Below are 16,276 nucleotides of genomic sequence, written 5' to 3'. Positions count from 1 at the left end.
TCAGTGCCGGCTCTGCAGGAATTCCGTCGCAGCCCGGGCCGACATCGGCCGGCTGAACAAAAAGCCCTGGAACAGGTCGCAATCGCAGTCGGTCAGGGTCCGGTGCTGCTCGGCCGTCTCCACGCCCTCGGCCACCACATGCATGTCGAGCTTGTGGGCCAGGGCCATGATGCCGGCGCAGAGGTCGGCATCCTTCGGGTCGACCGCGCAGTTCTGCACGAAGGAGCGGTCCAGCTTCAGGTAGTTCACCGGCAGCTGGCGCAGGTAGGACATCGAGGAAAAGCCGGTCCCGAAATCGTCGATCGAGAGCGCCACGCCGCCGCCGCGCAGGCGGTGCAGGATGGCGATCGCAAGATCGGGGTCGGACATCATCATCGATTCGGTCAGTTCCATTTCCAGGCATCCGGCTTCGATGCGGTGCTCGCGCATCAGGTCGAACACGTAGTCCGGCAGCGCGGCGCTGGTCAGCTGGCTGGTCGAGAGGTTGACCGCGATCGGAATCGTCCCGAGGCCGGCGTCGCGCCAGGCTGCGATCTGGCGGCAGGCCTGCTCGATCACCCAGCGCCCCAGGTGCAACAGCAAACCCAGCTGCTCGGCCAGCGGAATGAAGTTATCCGGCGCGACCATGCCGACGCCCGGGCGGTTCCAGCGGATCAGCGCTTCGAAGCCGGCGATGCTGCCGTCGCGCCGCATCTTCGGCTGGTAGAACAGCGCGAACTCGGTGCTGCCGACGGCCGCCCGCAGGTCGCGCTCGAGTTCGACGCGCCGTGCGACAGTGGAACCCAGCTCGGGCGAATAGAAGCGGTACTGGTCGCGTCCGTTGTCCTTGGCCGAGTACATGGCCGCCTCGGCGCGCCCGAGCAGCTCGGCCGCGCCGTATTTGCCGTCGCTCGAAATGGCGATGCCGGCGCTGAAGGTGAGGTGGAGCGGCTGGCGCAGCACCGCATAGGGTTGCGCCAGGAAGGCACGGATCTGGTCGAGCTGGCGCGCCACCTCCTCGCTGGTGGCGGCGCGCGGCAGGGTGAAGGCGAATTCGTCGCCCGACAGGCGCGCCAGGCTGCCCAGCGCGACATTGCACTGCTGGATGCGCTGGCCGACCAGCTGGATCAGCTGGTCGCCGATGCCCTGTCCGAAGGTATTGTTGATGTACTTGAACCCGTCGAGGTCGATGATGACCACGGCCAGCCGGGCGCCGTGCAGCGCCGCCATCACCAGCTGTTCCTCGAGCGCCGACTCGAACATGACGCGATTGGCCAGCCCGGTCAGCGAATCGGTGATGCGTTCCTGCTCCAGCCGCGTGCGCAGGCCGCGGAGTTCGGTGATCTCGCTCGAGAAGCCGATCAGGCAGACCGGCTGGCCCGGCAGCCGCAGCGCCACCTTGCGCGACCTGAAATGGTGCTTGCAGCCGTCCGCGCCGATGATGGTTTCCTCGCGCATCTCGCCGCCCTCGCCGGCGAACACCTCGGCGTCGTATTCGGCGACGCGCGCGGCGATCTCGGGCGGCATCAGCTCGCGGTCGGTGCGGCCGATCAGGTCGCTCAACTCGCGCCCATACAGGGCCAGCACCGGGCCGTTGGCGTACAGGTAGCGCCCCTGCTGGTCCTTGAGGTAGATCGCCGCGTCGACATTCGCGAGGATGGTGTTCAGGAGTTCGTTGCGCTGGACGAGTTCTTCGATGGCGCGGCGCTGCTCGGTGATGTCGGTCGAGATGCCGCACAGGCCGGTCACGCGGCGCTGCGCATCGAACAGCGGCACCTTGACGGTGCGGAAGATGCGGCAGTCGCCGTTCTTGAGGCAGACCACTTCGTCGGTGTCGACCTTCTCGCTGCCCAGGGCCTGGCGGTCGGTCGCGGCGATGCCCGAGGCCGCGACGTCGACGAAGCCCTCGTCGGTGCGGCCGACGATGCTGGCCGGATCCGAGCCGAACACCGCGGCGAGCGCCTGGTTGACGAACAGGTAGCGGCCGTCGAGGTCCTTCACGTAGAACAGGACGTCGAGATTGTCGACCAGCGTCCACAGGCTTTGCAGCTGGTCGGGATCGACAGCCTGCGCGCCGGCCGCCGCATCGGCAGCCTCAGCCTGCTTCGGTATCTTCATCCTGCCTGTCCTCCCTGGCGTGTGCGGCGTCGTGCTGCGGGACCGGTGCGCGCGCCCTGTACGGCGGGCATGCGCAGTCGCCAGTGTAGCGCCCTTGCCCCGACTTTCGGCACATCCGTGGGCGTCGGAGCCAAAAAGCTGCAAAGCCGCCACAGCGGAAAGATTGCCATCGCTCACGGCCTGGCTGGCCGGGGCGATGTTACTTGGTCACGGCCAGCACCGTACGGCGTCCGCCCTTGAAGGTGTAAAGGGTGATGGTGCCGTCGCGGATATCGCCGCGCGCGTCGAAGGCGATCGGGCCGGTGACGCCCTTGTGCTGGATTTTCGCCAGCACCGGCAGGTAGCTGGCCGGCGCGGTCGAGCCGGCCTTCGTCATGGCCTCGGCCATCGTCATCACGGCGTCGTAGGCGTAGGGCGCATTGATCTGGACGTCGATGCCGAAACGCTTTTTGTAGTCGGCACGGAATTTGTCCAGGCCTGCGCGCCCGGCGGCATCGACCCCGCCCGCTTCGGCGCAGAAGACCTGGCCGTCGGCCATGGCGCCGCCGGACAGCTTGTGGATCTCGTCCGAGCAGATGCCGTCGCCGCCCATCATCTTGACGTTCAGGCCGAGCTGCTTCATCTGGCGCAACATCGGGCCGGCCACGGCGCTCATGCCGCCGAAGAAGACCAGGTCCGGCTTGCTGGCGCGGATCTTGGTGAGGATGGCGTTGAAATCGGTTGCCTTGTCGTGCGTGAATTCGCGCGCCACCACCTGGGCGCCCTGCTGCTGCAGGCCTTTGGCGAATTCGACGGCCAGGCCCTGGCCGTAGGCGGTGCGGTCGTCGATCACGGCCACGCGTTTTGCGCCCATGTTCCTGACCGCATAGTGGCCCAGCGCCTGGCCGAGCTGGATGTCGTTGGCGACGACGCGGAAGGCGGTATTGAAACCCTGCTGGGTGTATTTCGGGCTGGTGCTCGAGGGAGAAATCTGCGGGATGCCGGCCTGGTGGTAGATCTTGGAAGCCGGGATCGTGGTGCCCGAGGTTTCATGGCCGACCACGCCGTTGACGCGGGCATCGACCAGTTTCTGGGCGACGCTGGTCGCCTGCTTCGGGTCGCCGCCGTCGTCCTCGGCGACCAGCTCGAAGCGCACCTTCTTGCCGCCGACGCTGACGCCGCGCGCGTTCAGGGCCTCGATCGCCATGCGGGCGCCGTTCTCGGTGTCCTTGCCAAAATACGCAACCGGGCCGGTCACGGCGGCCGAGTGGCCGATCTTGACGACTTCCTGGGCGTTGGCCAGGCCGGCGGCCAGCAGCGCGGCCGTGATCAGGGTCTTCTTCATGCATTCCTCTTGATGATGTGGACGCGGCCGGAGCGGGCGGCGCCGAAAGAAGCGATGATATCAAGGATGAGCATGCCAGGTGCGATCCGCGCGCCGGCGCCTGCCCCGCTTGCGGCATACTGAGGCGAACCACCCACCAGGGAGTGCGCATGACCAGCGAGCACCTGCGCTTTCGCACCTTGCTCTACCGCTTCATCTTTTTCGACTGGCTGTTCCAGGACGTCGGCGGGGCGCGCACGCCGATCGAGCGCCATGCCGCGACCCAGCACAACCGGCGCATGAGCAAATACCTGCCGGTCTACCTGCGCCGCTGGTCCTTCCTCACCGTCCTCGATTTCGCGCTCGGCTGCCTGGTCGAACGCGCGCTGCAGGCCACCCTGCTGTCGGCCTGGTTCTTCACCTGGACCTGCATTACGGCGACCGGCACCGTCGTCATTACCGTCGCCTGGATCTTCCTGACCCAGCCGCAGCAGCCTTGAGGCATGCGGCCATTTTGCGCTGCACAAATTTATGCTTGACAGGGCGCCGGCATCCCGCTTAGAGTCAAGTCAATGACTACCCAACTGCATCTGTCGAACCTTCTACCGCTGACCGGCCTGCTAGCGCCGGCGCTGCTACTACGCGCCTGATTCTCACGCGTTCCGGCCCCCGCCGGTGTTCAAAGTAGTTACAGGAAGGTTGCAACGATGTACGTTTCTCCGCACTCCATCAGTTTTGTCCTCACGCTGCCACTCGGCGCACGGGCCTCGCTTCGTCTACTGCTAAAACTACCGATCGGTTGCCGGGCCTAGCGTTCTCGTGGCCCGCCCGGCAGCCCTTCGCCACTCCCGCGCCGAACCCGGCACCCTTCGTTTTTAGCAGGAGTACTGAACATGTTGACCAACCCATCTTCGAAATACCGTCCTTTCCCCGCCGTCGAGATCGCCGACCGCCAATGGCCGGGTAACACCATCACCCGTCCGCCGATCTGGATGAGCACCGACCTGCGCGACGGTAACCAGGCCCTGATCGAGCCGATGAGCCCAGAAAAGAAGCTCCGTTTCTTCGAGATGCTCGTCAAAATCGGCGTCAAGGAAATCGAAGTCGGTTTCCCCTCCGCCTCGCAGACCGACTTCGATTTCGTGCGCATGCTGGTCGAGGAAAACCGCATCCCGGACGACGTCACCATCATCGTCCTGACCCAGGCCCGTGACGAACTCATTCGCCGCACCGTGGAATCGGCGGCCGGCGCCAGGCGCGCCGTCGTCCACGTCTACAACTCGGTCGCCCCCGTGTTCCGCCGTGTCGTGTTCGGCATGACCCAGGACGAGATCGTCCAGATCGCCGTCAACGGCACCCGCCTGATCAAGGAACTCGTGGCGCAGCACCCGCAGACGCAGTGGGGCCTGGAATATTCGCCGGAATCCTTCTCCACCACGGAGCTGGAATTCTCGAAGCGCATCGTCGACGCCGTCAGCGCCGAATGGCAGCCGACCCCGGACAATCGGATGATCGTCAACCTGCCCTCGACCGTGGAAGCGAGCACGCCGAATGTGTATGCCGACCAGATCGAATGGATGTGCCGCCACCTCGAACGCCGCGAAGCGCTGGTCATCAGCGTGCATCCGCACAACGACCGCGGCACCGCCGTGGCGGCGGCCGAACTGGCGGTGCTGGCCGGCGCCGACCGTGTCGAAGGCTGCCTGTTCGGGAATGGCGAACGCACCGGCAACGTCGACCTGGTGACCCTGGCGCTGAACCTCTACACCCAGGGCGTCCATCCGGGCCTCGATTTTTCGGACATCGACAGCGTGCGCCAGCTGGTCGAGGAGTGCAACCAGCTCCCGGTGCACCCGCGCCATCCGTATGCGGGCGACCTGGTGTTCACGGCCTTCTCCGGCTCGCACCAGGACGCGATCAAGAAGGGCTTTGCGGTGCAGCCGAAGGACGCGGTCTGGGAAGTGCCCTACCTGCCGATCGACCCGGCCGACCTCGGACGCAGCTACGACGCCGTGATCCGCGTGAACAGCCAGTCCGGCAAGGGCGGCATGGCCTATTTGCTCGAGCAGGAATATGGCCTCGCCCTGCCGCGCCGCCTCCAGATCGAGTTCTCGCGCGTGGTGCAGCGCCTGGCTGACATCAGCGGGCGCGAAATCGCCGCAAGCGACATCCACGCCCTGTTCGTGCGCGAATACCTCGAACAGGAAGCGCCTTACCGCTACATCTCGCACCGCATGAGCGAGAACACGGCCGCCGGCGAGCAGGTGCAGGTCGAAGTGACGGCGGGCCATGAGCAGGTGCAGCGGGCACTGCGCGGCGCCGGCAACGGTCCGATCGACGCCTTCGTGAATGCGCTCGGCCTCGACGTGCGCCTGATGGACTACCACGAGCACGCGATCGGCTCGGGCGCGAATGCGCGCGCGGCCTGCTATGTCGAACTGAGGGTGGGCAACGGCCCGACCCTGTTCGGCGCCGGCATCGACAGCAATATCGTCACGGCCTCGTTCAAGGCGGTGCTGTCGGCCGTGAACCGCCACATGGGAAGCGCGGCGGAGGGTGCGCCGGCCCTGGCGGCCTGACACGGCCGGGCGCGGCTGGCGCGCTTGCCTTTATAATCGGCGCTGCTGCGCCCGCACCGTGCGGCGCTTTTTCCGGAACCGTTCATGAAAAAAAGCCTGACCCTGCTGTTGTTCGTATCGAGTGCCGCGCTGGCGGACGACGACGCCGTCCTGAAGTGCCGCGCCCTGCCGGAGGCGGCGAGCCGGCTCGCCTGCTACGATGCGATGCCGCTTGGTGCCGCGCCGGCCGCCGGTTTCGGCAGCGAGACCATCAAGAAAAAGCCGGACGAACTGCCGGCCGCAATGGAAAGCACGGTCGCCGGCGAGTTCGAAGGCTGGGGCCCGAACTCGCGCATCAAGCTGGCGAACGGCCAGGTCTGGCGCATCGTCGACGACAGCTCGGCCGTGCTGCCGCGGCGCAGCGGCACGAAGGTGCGCATCGCGCGCAACATGTTCGGCACCATGTTCCTGAGCGTCGAAGGCACGAACCAGTCGGCCAAGGTGCGCCGGGTCGACTGAGCGGCGCCGGACGCCATGAAACGCACGCCTGAAAAGCGGCAGGCGATCCTGGATGCCGCTGCCGAGGAGTTTCGCGACAAGGGCTACGAGCGCGCATCGATGTCCGACATCGGCCTGCGCACCGGCTTTTCGAAGACCACGCTGTACGGCTATTTCGGCGCCAAGGAGGCCCTGCTCGCCGCCCTCGTCGACGAGGCGACCGAAAACGGGGTCGCGGCGATGCTCGAGGTGCTGGCCGGCGCCGGCCCGCACCTGGCCGTCACGCTCGAACGCTTTGCCGGACGCTACCTGTCGTATGCGCTGTCGCCATCGGTCTGCAGCCTGCGGCGCGTGCTCGCCGCCGGCGCCGGCCGCTCCGAACTGGACCTGCGCTGCCGCGACCTCGGTGCGGCGCGCATCGACGCCGCGCTGGCGGGCTACCTGCGCGCGCAGATGGAAGCCGGCGCCCTGCGCGGCGGCGATGCGCGCGGCAGCGCCCAGCAATTCAGGGCGCTGCTCGAGGCGTCCTGGTTCGACCGGGTGCTCTTCGATTACGGCAGCGGACCGGGCCCCGGCCAGGTCGAAGAGGAAATCGAATTCGCCCTGGCGGCCTTCCTGCGCGCCTGGGCCCCTGCCCTGCCGGTCGCCACCGACGCCTCATGAACAGACTGTCCCTGCTCCTCGTCGCCTGCTTTCCGCTTGCCGCCGGCGCCGCCGACCTGGCCAAGGGCCAGCGCCTGTTCGCCTCGCGCTGCGCATCCTGCCACGCGGTAGGTCCGTCGGCACGCGCCGGCTTCGGCCCGCAGCTGAACGGCGTCATGGGCCGGCGCGCCGGCAGCACGCCCGACTTCCGCTATTCGCCGGCGATGCTGAAGTCAAGCATCGTCTGGAACGACAAGACGCTCGCCGCCTTCCTCGATTCGCCGGGCGACCTCGTCCCCGGCACCAAAATGCGTTTCTGGGGCATGAGCGATCCGCAGCAGGTCGGCGACCTGCTGGGCTACCTGCGCAGCATCCCGGCCGCGCCGCCGGTTCCCCCGCAGCGCTAGTTCCCGTCCTGCGCGTCGAGGTTGGCGCGCACGCGCTCGAGCAGCGCCAGCAAGGCGGCCCGCTCGGCTTCCGGCACTCCCTTAAAGGCCTCCTCGGCCGCCGCGGCGCCCTGGCGGTGCCAACCCGCGTGGATCGCTTCGCCGCTGCCGCTCAGGCGCAGGCGCGTGCTGCGGCGATCCTGTTCGTCGGCCTGCGCATCGAGCAGTCCACGCTCGCGCAGGGCGCGGATCAGGCGCGTCAGCTGGGCCTTGTCGCGCCCCGAATGCGCCACCAGGTCGCTCAGCGTCGCCCCCGGCCGGCGCGCAAAAAAGCCCAGCACCTTGCCTTCCATATGGGTCAGTTCCGGCACGCCGGCGCCTGCCGCGCGCATCTGGCGCGCGCGGTAGAGATGCATGATCGAATGGATGGCCTCGAACACGGCCTGACCCGAGGCAGGGGAATTTTGGTTGACTTTATCAACGTGTTTTTTCATAATGGGAGACATTATCAACTAAATTGAGGGTCCGATGATGGAACAGGATAATCGCAGGAGCGTCCAGCGCGTGCGCCACGAACTTCACCGGCGCGAGGTCGTGGTCACGCGGGTCGAGCCGCTCGGCGCCCACTTTGTCGCGATCACCTTTCGCGCCGATTCGCTGGCCGGTTTCGTCTCGCTGTCCTTCGACGACCACGTCAAGTTCATGTTCGAGGGAGCGGACGGCGAACAGGTGCGGCGCGACTATACGCCGCGCCGCTTCGACGCACAAGCGCGCGAGCTGACGATCGAATTCGCGCTGCACGGCGAGGGGGCCGCCTCGAACTGGGCACGCTGTGCGCGGCCGGGCGACGCCGCCGTCATCGGCGGGCCGCGCGGCTCGATGATCATCCCGCCCGATGTCGACTGGCACCTGCTGGCCGGCGATGCCAGCGCGCTGCCGGCGATGCGCCGGCGTCTGGAGGAACTGCCGGCCGCTGCGCGCGTGATCGTCGTGGCCGCCGCCGGCGAAGCAGACCGGATCCCGTTCGCGGGCGCGTCCCTCCCCGAGGTGCACTGGGTAGAGGACGCGGCTGCGCTGGCCGGCGCCGTGCGCGCGCTCGCGCTGCCGCCCGGCGCAGGCTTTGCCTGGGCAGGCGGCGAAGCGGCAGCCATGCGTGCCCTGCGCGAAGTGCTGGCCGCCGAAAAGGCCTTGCCGAAGGAGGCGATGCGGGTCTCGGCTTACTGGAAGCGTGGCGTGACCGACCACCACGAGGATCTCGATTAAGCGTGCTAGGGCAAGGTCAAGGGCGCCGGCACGGTACTCACGCCCTGCTCGCCCGCCGCGGCGGCCTCCGCTTCCTGCGCCCTCCTGAACGCGGGGCGTTCCTTCAGGCTTTCAAGATAACGCGCGACCGCCGGCGGGAACTCGCCGGCCAGCCCCAGGTACTCCGCGAGCAGCAAGGCATAGCCGACCGAGATGTCGGCCATGGTGAAGCGGCCGGCGCAGATGGCGGAGCGGCCATCGAGCACCGGTTCCAGGGTGCGCAGCCGGCCCAGGAACCAGCGCTTGTAATCGTGTGCGACCTGTGGCGACTGGCGCTCCGGCGGCTCGAAGCGCTCGTAGCGCAGGATCAGCGTCTGCGGAAAGGTCAGCGTGGCTTCGCCGAAGTGCAGCCAGTTCAGGTAGGCACCGAAGTCCGGATCGGACACCGCGACATCGAGCCTGCCATCGCCGTAGCGGGCGCCCAGGTACTGGCAGATCGCCGACGATTCCGTCATCCGCAGCTCGCCGTCGAACATGGCCGGCACCGTGCCGAGCGGATTCACGGCGAGGAAACTGCGCTCGTGCGCGCGCGGCGGAAACGGCAGCATCTTCAGTTCGTACGGGAGCCCCAGTTCTTCCAGCGCCCAGAGCGGCCGGAACGAGCGCGCCGCGATGCAGTGGTACAGGGTGATCATCGGGTACGCCTCCTGGTGTCTTCAGCTCGAGAGCGTGTTTATAGCATGCGGATTCGAGCACGGAACAGCCCGACGCGAGGGCCAACGAAAAAAGGACGCCGATATGGCGTCCTCTCCCTTGCAGCCTGCGGCAGCGATTACTTGCCGCAGCCTGCCGACTTGATGCGGTCATAGGCCGCCTTCGCCTGCACAAGCCCGTAGCCGTACTTGACGTCGCGCCCGGCCGCGCCCAGGTCCAGCGCGCTGTTGTCGAGCGAGGTGCGGATCTGCGCCGCGGTACAGGTCGGGAAGTAGCTCCACACCAGGGCGGCGACGGCCGAGACGTGCGGGGTTGCCATCGAGGTGCCGTCGTAATAGGCGTAGTTGCTGGCCTTGACGGCGACGGTGGCGCTCTGGCCCAGCTTCGCCCTCATGGCCGCGCCATCGGTATCGGTCGCGGTCACGGACGGGATGCTGGTGACGGTGGTGCCCAGCGTGCCGCCAAAGGCGCCGGCTACATTGTTGTAGACGACGGCGCCGACGCCGCCGCTGTTCTGGCAGTTCGAGACCTTGGTTGCGAAGTCGACCGTGCCGCGGGCGATCAGGCAGACCTTGCCCGAGACAGCAGTGTTGATGGCATCGCCGATGCCGAAGTCGGCCAGCGGCGCGGTTGCCGTTTTCAGGGGCGAGCCTTCCATCGCACCGGCGGCATAGTTCGTGCCGCCGACGGCCAGGGCGGCGTCGATGCCGGCGCCGGTCGGCACGGTCGACAGCACGCTGACGCCGGGGCCGGACAGCTCGACCTTGCTGTTGTACTGCGAGAAGCTGGCCCACTGCTTGTTCTCGTCGAGCGCGCCGACCATCACGACGCTGGCGTAACCGGCAGGATAGGAGACGACGCGGTTGCCGTCGTTGCCCGCCGCCGCCACGCTCAACACGTTCTTTGTCGTGTACAAGGTATTGAAGGCGTTCTCTTCAGTCCTGCTCTTCGCCCCGCCGCCGAGCGACATCGAAATGACGTTGGCGCCGGCCGCACCGCACTTGTTGGCGGCGCTGGCCAGGGTCGACGAATAGGCCCAGCCGTCGGCGCCGAACACCTTCACGATATGCAGTTTCAGCTGCTTGTTCGGGTTCACGCCGACGACGCCGACGCCGCTGTTGTTGATTGCGGCGATGGTGCCGGCCACGTGGGTGCCGTGGTGGTTTTCGTCGGTGTACCACCAGCCGGTGCCGCTGTCGTATTCACCGGTGAAGTTATTGCCGGACAGGTCTTCGTGGTCGCGGTTGACGCCGGAGTCGATGATGCAGACCTTGCGGTTGCTGGCGAGCGAGTCGCTCAGCTGGTCAGCCTGGACCAGCTTGATGCCGTAGGGGACCAGCTGGCCGCTGGTGTAGGGCGTGCCGGTCGAAGGCGTGGTCAGGGCGAAGGGCTTGCGGATCACGTCTTCTTCGATGTATTCCACGTTCGGGTTGTTTTCCAGGCCTTTCAGGGCGACGATCGGCACTTCGATGGCCATTGCGTTCATGCCGAAGATCTCGTGCTTGACGGCGCCTTTCGCTGCGCTGACGGCCGATTTGACATGGGCGGATGCGCCGGGCTTGAAGGCCACGATGACGCGCGTGGTGTCGGGTGCGGCGGCCTGCGCGCTGCCGAATACGCCGGCGGCCAGGAGTGCGGCCAGGCAGATGCTGAAGGGTGTCGTTGCGCGGGTGTCGTTGCTTGCCATGAGTCTTCTCCGTGTGAATACTTATGATGTCGCCCGCGACGCGGCTGCGGGATTGCGGTTGTGTCCGCTCACATGCGAATGGATGTGATCGACTCAGTGTATTGGCAAAAGACGGGCTCGGCAACGACTCCTTCATTGTGTGAACGAAAACAGACTCGGCAGGAATCGGATGTTTTTTGAAGGCAAGATGCGCTGCCTGATTCGGGCGCTTGCGCGCCTACGTTTCCTGCCGGGCGAGACTTAGTCGGCGATGCGCAGACTGCCGCGGGCGACCAGCGTTCCGTCCGCTGCATCGACAGGTGCCCGCGCCGCGGCCAGCGACGCCATCGACGCCGTGCCTGGCCCGTTGTCATAGTCGACTAGCTCGGCCCTGGTTGCCGCATCGGTATGGCTGATACGTACCCGCAGGCGATCCGCAGCGCCGCGCCCGGCGTCTCCCGGGCCGGCCTCGATGCTGAAACGATAGCCAGGGCGTCCGTCGAGGCGGCCGGTGCCGGCCAGCCGCACTGATTGCCCGTTCCGCTCGGGCTTGCCGACGGCGTCGGCACGGAAGTGGAAGGGACCAGTCAGCGTGACGACCGGGGCTGCGGCAGCGCGCGCACCGGCGCCAGGATTGGCGTCCAGCGGCGCCCACACGGCGAAGCGCAGCGGCGCCTTGCCGGAGCGCGCCCCAGCCCGCGCCGCCGGCGCCAGCACGCCCTCTCCGGCCAGCGTTGCCACCGACCGGTCGATGACGAACAGCCTGCGCTGCACCTGCGTGGCATTCCCGGCGCGGTCCGTCACCGTGATCTTGACCGTGGCAAAGCCGGGCCGGCAAAAGGTGTGGCGCAGGCTGACGTCGCCCACCCCGCGCCGCTCGCGCAGGCTGGGGGCGGCCTGCGGGCAGCCGTCGTCGACGCTGGCCGAGGCCAGGTGCGACTCGCCCACGGCGCTGTCGGTGAAGTTGACGGTGAGGTCGACCGTGTCGCCCGACCTCACCCCGACGTCTTCCGCGACGCCGGCGATGGGGCCGAGCACCGGTGCGGCCGGCCCCTCCCGTCCCGGGCGCAGCAGGACCAGTCCGGCGTTCGAATCGGCGAGGATGCTGCCGCTGCCGTTGATCGCCCTTGCCGAATACAGCACCAGCCCGGCGGGCGCACGGTAGAGCCGGGTGTTCAGGTCGACTGGTGTGGACACATCGTTCCAGTAGACCGCGCGCCGGCTGAGCGCATCCATGGGCGTGTCCTGGACGTAGCCGACCATCTCGCGGCGGTTGTTCAGGGCCTCGGCCCTGCCGTAGGGTGCGCCGGCCAGCGGCAAGGGACGCAGGCCGCCCCGCATCGACCAGATGAAGGGCCTGTGATTCACCCCGGGGACGTCGTCCTCGACCTGGTTGTTGCCCGCAACGTCGCCGTTGTCGTTGAGCGCGGTGACATCGCGGTTGCCCGCGTCCGGGCCGATCTGCACGATACCGGTCTGGCGGCTCCACAGGAAACCGACGCCGCCGAACTCCCGGTAGGCGGTGCCCAGCACCTGGCCGCTTGCGTTCACGTGCGAGGCGGCCGATGAAGATCCGCCGAGGGCCCCCAGGTCCGTGGCCCTGCCCGCCGCGTCCCATACGGTAGCGCGCAGGAAGCGCCTCTCGTCAGCGGCGGCGCCGGCCGTGACGCCGCTTTCGTTGATGGCCCAGGCGGCCGAGAAGGTTGCCGGCGGCGGTCCGAGGGCAGTCATGCTGCCGTCGACATTCCAGCGGCTGGCGCGCATCATGAGGGCCGAACCGGGCATCTCCACCGTGCCCGCCACCTGGTTGCAGTCGTTGATGGCAAACGCGTCCGCCGAGCTAGAACCCGGCAACAGGCGCATGCCTCCCGCAAGGCTCCAGGAAAAGGCCTCGCTGCGAGCGAATGGATTCTGCGCCGTTCCAACGACGACGCCGCGATTGTTCAGGCCCCTCAGGTAGGCGAAGGAGCGTCCCAGGGAACCGAGGGCATGCAGGCGGCTGCCGTCGAAGAACCAGTTGAGCCACTCGTCGCCGGTCGAGACCACGAAGGCAGCCTGGCCACGCTCGTTCAGCATCGCCTTCGATGCGTCCGGACCGAGGTTGACGACGCTGTACCCGGCCGGGCGCGCGGATATTGCCGCCTGCGCCGCTTCGGCTGGCGTTCCGGTGGGAGCCGCAGTGGCGCACAGGGCCGTGACGGCGGGTACGAACACGCCGGCCCAGCGCAGGCGGGCTTTGTTGCTGAGCATGAATGTCATGGGGAGCCTCGGTCAGGGAGTTGGGGAACCACAGCGTCAACTGTAGATTCCGCGCCGGACTCCGCCCTGAGCCCGCTCTAACCCAGCAGGGGAACTAAATTGCAAACGCGCGGACCGCGCGCGCGACCCCTTCAGCCCTTCCTGCCGTGCAGCGCCTGGCGCGAGCGCTTCCGCTCTTCCGCCTTGTCGAAGCGGCGTTTCTGCTCCTCGGTCTCGGGCTCCAGCGGCGGCACCGCCTGCGGCTTGCGCTGCGCGTCCACGGCCACCATCGTGAAATAGCAGCTGTTGGCATGGCGCTGGGTGCGCTGCTGGATGTTTTCGGTGACGACGCGGATGCCGATTTCCATCGAACTCCTGCCCGTGTAGTTGACCGAAGCGAGGAAGGTCACCAGTTCGCCGACGTGGATCGGCTGCAGGAACATCACCTGGTCGACCGAGAGCGTCACGACGTACGAGCCGGAATAGCGGCTGGCGCAGGCATAGGCGACGCTGTCGAGGAATTTCAGGATGGTGCCGCCGTGCACGTTGCCGGAAAAATTGGCCATGTCGGGGGTCATCAGGACCGTCATCGTCAGCTCGTGGATGGGTCTGCCTTGGTGGTCGTTCATGTCGTTCTCGCTTGGCAATGGATAAAGGCGCGCTTGTGCGCTGCACCATTGTACGGCGGTTTTCCCGTCGTTACTTTCAATCCTGCAATTTCAGCCGTGGGTATACGCGCCCTCGGCTGCGCGCACACCGCCGCAGAACAGCAGGTAGCGGCCGGGCTCGCTGCCCGCCGTCAGCTCGGCCGTCGAGCCGAGCGGGACCGGCGCCGTGAAGCGCACCGAGATGCGCGCCACGCGCCGCCCGGCCGACTTCTCCAGCGCCGCGCAGGTTTTGGCGAGCGACTGCATGCCGTGGATGATCGGCGCCGGCAGCCCCATCAGCCGGGCGCTCCAGCGCGTCAGGTGGATCGGATTCCAGTCGCCCGACAGGCGTGCATAGGCACGGCCGCTGGCTGGCCCCACGCTCCAGCTGTCGATCGTCGCACCTGGCTGCACGGCCGGCTTCGCGGCCCGCTTTACCGCCGATTCTGCGCGGCCACCCTGCCCGCGCACGGCAAGGTATTTGCTGGTGCTGGTGAAGACCGGCTCGCCGCGTGCGGAGCCGACGGTTTCGAGCGTGCAGTAGACGGCGCCCGACTGCGTCGGCGGCAGGATGTCGATCCGGGTCGCGATCCGGATCGGAACCCCGGGCGCCACGTCGGCGTGCGCCACCAGTTCGTTCTCGACGTGGACGATGCCCGCCAGCCGGTAGGGAAAGGCATCCGACAGCAGGGTCGCCATGTGGGCGCGCTGTACCGGCAGGTACCAGTACGTGAGCGGGATGGCGCCGGGAGCGAAGCCGAGCGCCCTGGCATAGCGCGCGACGTGATCGAGGTCGAGGCCGGGAAGGACGAATTCCGAGGTCAACGGACCGGGAGCGCCGGCCGCCGGCCGGGGACGTTTCGACAACACCCGCAGCACAAGGCCGGGTCCCATGGACGGCAGGGCCGGCGCGGTGCCGGCGGCGATCGATCGAAGCACGTTTTCTCCCTCAATTGACGGTCAAAGCGCAATGTTTACCCGGCCGGGATCAACTCGGCGCTGCCAAAATGCTGTGATTGGTCGATAATACAGCCTGACGACGCACTACCGCACTGTCGCGCATTTTTGTTTCTCGGAGACTGTATGAACAAACTTGGTCCATCGACCCTGTCGATCCAGCAAAGCCTGATGCCCCTTCCCACCCCCGAGCGCACCGCGCTGCTCGAGAACCCGGGCTTCGGCCGCGCGTTCAGCGACCACATGGTCACGATCCGCTATACCGAGGGCCGCGGCTGGCACGACGGCAAGGTCGAGGCGCGCGGCCTGCTGCCGCTCGATCCGTCGACGATGGTGCTGCACTATGCGCAGGAAATCTTCGAAGGCCTGAAGGCCTATCCGCAGCCGGACGGCGGCGCCGCCCTGTTCCGCCCGGACGCCAACGCGCGCCGCTTCCGCAACTCCGCCACCCGCCTGGCGATGGCGCCGCTGCCGGAAGAACTGTTCCTGGAAGCCGTGCACGCGATCGTCAGCACCGACCGCGACTGGATCCCGAAACTGGAAGGCGCCGCGCTTTACCTGCGTCCGTTCATGATCGCCACCGAAGTCGCGCTGGGCGTGCGTCCGGCCGCCGAATACCTGTTCTGCGTGTTCGCTTCGCCGGCCGGTAACTACTTCAAGGGCGGCGCCGCCGGCGTGACCCTGTGGGTTTCCGAGCACTACATCCGCGCCGCGCCCGGCGGCACCGGCGACGCCAAGTGCGGCGGCAATTATGCCGCCAGCCTGGCGGCCCAGGCCGAAGCCACGCGCGAAGGCTGCGACCAGGTCGTCTTCCTCGACGCCGTCGAGCGCAAATGGGTCGAAGAACTGGGCGGCATGAACATCTTCTTCGTGTTCGAAGACGGCTCGATCCAGACCCCGCCGCTGACCGGCACCATCCTGCCGGGCATCACCCGCGATTCGCTGATCGTGCTTGCGCGCGACATGGGCCTGACGGTGCGCGAAGAGCCGTATTCGATCGACCAGTGGAAAGCGGACGCCGCCAGCGGCCGCCTGACCGAGGCCTTCGCCTGCGGCACGGCCGCCGTCGTCACCCCGATCGGCAAGGTCAAGGGCAAGGGCTTCGAAGCGGCCATCGGCAACGGCGAAGCAGGTCCCGTCACCACGCGTCTCAAGACTGCGCTGCTCGACATCCAGAACGGCCGCGCCGAAGACAAGCACGGCTGGATCCAGCGCGTGTTCTGATCGTTTCGATCGCGCCGGCGAGGGAAGCGGCAGGCCGCTTCCCTCGCCGGCAATATCGTCAATGTTCCATTGAGACAACAACCAGCAAGCAATTGATTGCATCT

15 protein-coding genes are annotated in these 16,276 nt (G+C 67.3%); 7 read left to right on the top strand and 8 right to left on the bottom strand.

The window, feature by feature from the left end; translation table 11 throughout:
* Together LPB04_RS17125 and LPB04_RS17120 are read right to left on the bottom strand one after the other, a co-directional pair.
* On the bottom strand, nucleotides 1-2,097 hold the full coding sequence (locus LPB04_RS17125) for a putative bifunctional diguanylate cyclase/phosphodiesterase (protein WP_193685713.1): 2,097 nt from the start codon (nucleotides 2,095-2,097) through the stop codon (nucleotides 1-3).
* Nucleotides 2,098-2,296: 199 nt separating this feature from the next.
* Nucleotides 2,297-3,421 carry a branched-chain amino acid ABC transporter substrate-binding protein gene (locus tag LPB04_RS17120; RefSeq protein WP_193685712.1) on the bottom strand — a complete coding sequence of 375 codons (1,125 nt, stop codon included), beginning with the start codon at nucleotides 3,419-3,421 and terminating at the stop codon, nucleotides 2,297-2,299.
* Nucleotides 3,422-3,570: 149 nt separating this feature from the next.
* Between LPB04_RS17120 and LPB04_RS17115 the strand changes: the two genes are divergently transcribed.
* The 5 genes from LPB04_RS17115 (at nucleotide 3,571) to LPB04_RS17095 (ending at nucleotide 7,505) form a co-directional block, all read left to right on the top strand.
* Complete coding sequence (locus LPB04_RS17115) at nucleotides 3,571-3,900, top strand: hypothetical protein (protein WP_193685711.1); 330 nt, start codon at nucleotides 3,571-3,573, stop codon at nucleotides 3,898-3,900.
* A 393-nt stretch (nucleotides 3,901-4,293) separates the two neighbouring features.
* A complete protein-coding gene (leuA, locus tag LPB04_RS17110; RefSeq protein ID WP_193685710.1) occupies nucleotides 4,294-5,979 on the top strand; it encodes a 2-isopropylmalate synthase in 1,686 nt (561 codons plus the stop codon).
* Between the two features lie 84 nt (nucleotides 5,980-6,063).
* Entirely contained in the window at nucleotides 6,064-6,477 is a 414-nt protein-coding gene (locus tag LPB04_RS17105) for a hypothetical protein (RefSeq protein ID WP_193685709.1), read from the top strand.
* Between the two features lie 15 nt (nucleotides 6,478-6,492).
* The gene (locus LPB04_RS17100; RefSeq protein WP_193685708.1) at nucleotides 6,493-7,119 is read left to right on the top strand and encodes a TetR/AcrR family transcriptional regulator; all 627 of its coding nucleotides are present in this window, start codon (nucleotides 6,493-6,495) and stop codon (nucleotides 7,117-7,119) included.
* A complete protein-coding gene (locus tag LPB04_RS17095) occupies nucleotides 7,116-7,505 on the top strand; it encodes a c-type cytochrome (RefSeq protein WP_193685707.1) in 390 nt (129 codons plus the stop codon). Before LPB04_RS17100 ends, LPB04_RS17095 begins: the two co-directional genes overlap by 4 nt.
* Here LPB04_RS17095 and LPB04_RS17090 read toward each other — a convergent pair.
* Nucleotides 7,502-7,978 carry a MarR family winged helix-turn-helix transcriptional regulator gene (locus LPB04_RS17090; protein ID WP_193685706.1) on the bottom strand — a complete coding sequence of 159 codons (477 nt, stop codon included), beginning with the start codon at nucleotides 7,976-7,978 and terminating at the stop codon, nucleotides 7,502-7,504. The two genes, LPB04_RS17095 and LPB04_RS17090, sit on opposite strands and share 4 nt — an antisense overlap.
* Nucleotides 7,979-8,015: 37 nt before the next feature.
* Here LPB04_RS17090 and LPB04_RS17085 point away from each other — a divergent pair, with 37 nt between their 5' ends.
* The gene (locus LPB04_RS17085; RefSeq protein WP_227496764.1) at nucleotides 8,016-8,747 is read left to right on the top strand and encodes a siderophore-interacting protein; all 732 of its coding nucleotides are present in this window, start codon (nucleotides 8,016-8,018) and stop codon (nucleotides 8,745-8,747) included.
* Nucleotides 8,748-8,752: 5 nt separating this feature from the next.
* Here the strand turns inward: LPB04_RS17085 and LPB04_RS17080 are convergent, their stop codons facing one another.
* The 5 genes from LPB04_RS17080 to LPB04_RS17060 all read right to left on the bottom strand — a co-directional run bounded on the left by LPB04_RS17080 (nucleotide 8,753) and on the right by LPB04_RS17060 (nucleotide 14,930).
* Nucleotides 8,753-9,421: a glutathione S-transferase family protein gene (locus LPB04_RS17080; RefSeq protein WP_193685704.1), complete on the bottom strand. Its 669-nt coding sequence runs from the start codon at nucleotides 9,419-9,421 to the stop codon at nucleotides 8,753-8,755.
* A gap of 137 nt (nucleotides 9,422-9,558) precedes the next feature.
* A complete protein-coding gene (locus tag LPB04_RS17075) occupies nucleotides 9,559-11,127 on the bottom strand; it encodes a S8 family serine peptidase (RefSeq protein ID WP_193685703.1) in 1,569 nt (522 codons plus the stop codon).
* A gap of 240 nt (nucleotides 11,128-11,367) precedes the next feature.
* Nucleotides 11,368-13,356, bottom strand: a complete 1,989-nt coding sequence (locus LPB04_RS17070) for a hypothetical protein (protein ID WP_227496449.1) — start codon at nucleotides 13,354-13,356, stop codon at nucleotides 11,368-11,370.
* A gap of 140 nt (nucleotides 13,357-13,496) precedes the next feature.
* Nucleotides 13,497-13,973 (bottom strand): acyl-CoA thioesterase, encoded by a 477-nt coding sequence (locus LPB04_RS17065; RefSeq protein WP_193685701.1) that lies wholly within the window; start codon nucleotides 13,971-13,973, stop codon nucleotides 13,497-13,499.
* Nucleotides 13,974-14,063: 90 nt separating this feature from the next.
* The gene (locus LPB04_RS17060) at nucleotides 14,064-14,930 is read right to left on the bottom strand and encodes a MaoC/PaaZ C-terminal domain-containing protein (protein WP_193685700.1); all 867 of its coding nucleotides are present in this window, start codon (nucleotides 14,928-14,930) and stop codon (nucleotides 14,064-14,066) included.
* A 189-nt stretch (nucleotides 14,931-15,119) separates the two neighbouring features.
* Between LPB04_RS17060 and LPB04_RS17055 the strand changes: the two genes are divergently transcribed.
* On the top strand, nucleotides 15,120-16,172 hold the full coding sequence (locus LPB04_RS17055; RefSeq protein WP_407943905.1) for a branched-chain amino acid aminotransferase: 1,053 nt from the start codon (nucleotides 15,120-15,122) through the stop codon (nucleotides 16,170-16,172).
* Nucleotides 16,173-16,276 lie beyond the last annotated feature (104 nt).

Source organism: Massilia litorea (genome assembly GCF_015101885.1).
Taxonomy (GTDB): domain Bacteria; phylum Pseudomonadota; class Gammaproteobacteria; order Burkholderiales; family Burkholderiaceae_D; genus Telluria; species Telluria litorea.
The sequence above is the reverse complement of the archived record's forward strand: the minus strand, read 5'-3'. Positions and strand labels throughout refer to the sequence as shown.

What these genes read in the sequence shown, in the direction of transcription:
- LPB04_RS17125 (WP_193685713.1), bottom strand. Translation starts at nt 2,097, where the DNA reads ATGAAGATACCGAAGCAGGCTGAGGCTGCCGATGCGGCGGCCGGCGCG.
- LPB04_RS17120 (WP_193685712.1), bottom strand. Translation starts at nt 3,421, where the DNA reads ATGAAGAAGACCCTGATCACGGCCGCGCTGCTGGCCGCCGGCCTGGCC.
- LPB04_RS17115 (WP_193685711.1), top strand. Translation starts at nt 3,571, where the DNA reads ATGACCAGCGAGCACCTGCGCTTTCGCACCTTGCTCTACCGCTTCATC.
- leuA (WP_193685710.1), top strand. Translation starts at nt 4,294, where the DNA reads ATGTTGACCAACCCATCTTCGAAATACCGTCCTTTCCCCGCCGTCGAG.
- LPB04_RS17105 (WP_193685709.1), top strand. Translation starts at nt 6,064, where the DNA reads ATGAAAAAAAGCCTGACCCTGCTGTTGTTCGTATCGAGTGCCGCGCTG.
- LPB04_RS17100 (WP_193685708.1), top strand. Translation starts at nt 6,493, where the DNA reads ATGAAACGCACGCCTGAAAAGCGGCAGGCGATCCTGGATGCCGCTGCC.
- LPB04_RS17095 (WP_193685707.1), top strand. Translation starts at nt 7,116, where the DNA reads ATGAACAGACTGTCCCTGCTCCTCGTCGCCTGCTTTCCGCTTGCCGCC.
- LPB04_RS17090 (WP_193685706.1), bottom strand. Translation starts at nt 7,978, where the DNA reads ATGAAAAAACACGTTGATAAAGTCAACCAAAATTCCCCTGCCTCGGGT.
- LPB04_RS17085 (WP_227496764.1), top strand. Translation starts at nt 8,016, where the DNA reads ATGGAACAGGATAATCGCAGGAGCGTCCAGCGCGTGCGCCACGAACTT.
- LPB04_RS17080 (WP_193685704.1), bottom strand. Translation starts at nt 9,421, where the DNA reads ATGATCACCCTGTACCACTGCATCGCGGCGCGCTCGTTCCGGCCGCTC.
- LPB04_RS17075 (WP_193685703.1), bottom strand. Translation starts at nt 11,127, where the DNA reads ATGGCAAGCAACGACACCCGCGCAACGACACCCTTCAGCATCTGCCTG.
- LPB04_RS17070 (WP_227496449.1), bottom strand. Translation starts at nt 13,356, where the DNA reads ATGCTCAGCAACAAAGCCCGCCTGCGCTGGGCCGGCGTGTTCGTACCC.
- LPB04_RS17065 (WP_193685701.1), bottom strand. Translation starts at nt 13,973, where the DNA reads ATGAACGACCACCAAGGCAGACCCATCCACGAGCTGACGATGACGGTC.
- LPB04_RS17055 (WP_407943905.1), top strand. Translation starts at nt 15,120, where the DNA reads ATGCCCCTTCCCACCCCCGAGCGCACCGCGCTGCTCGAGAACCCGGGC.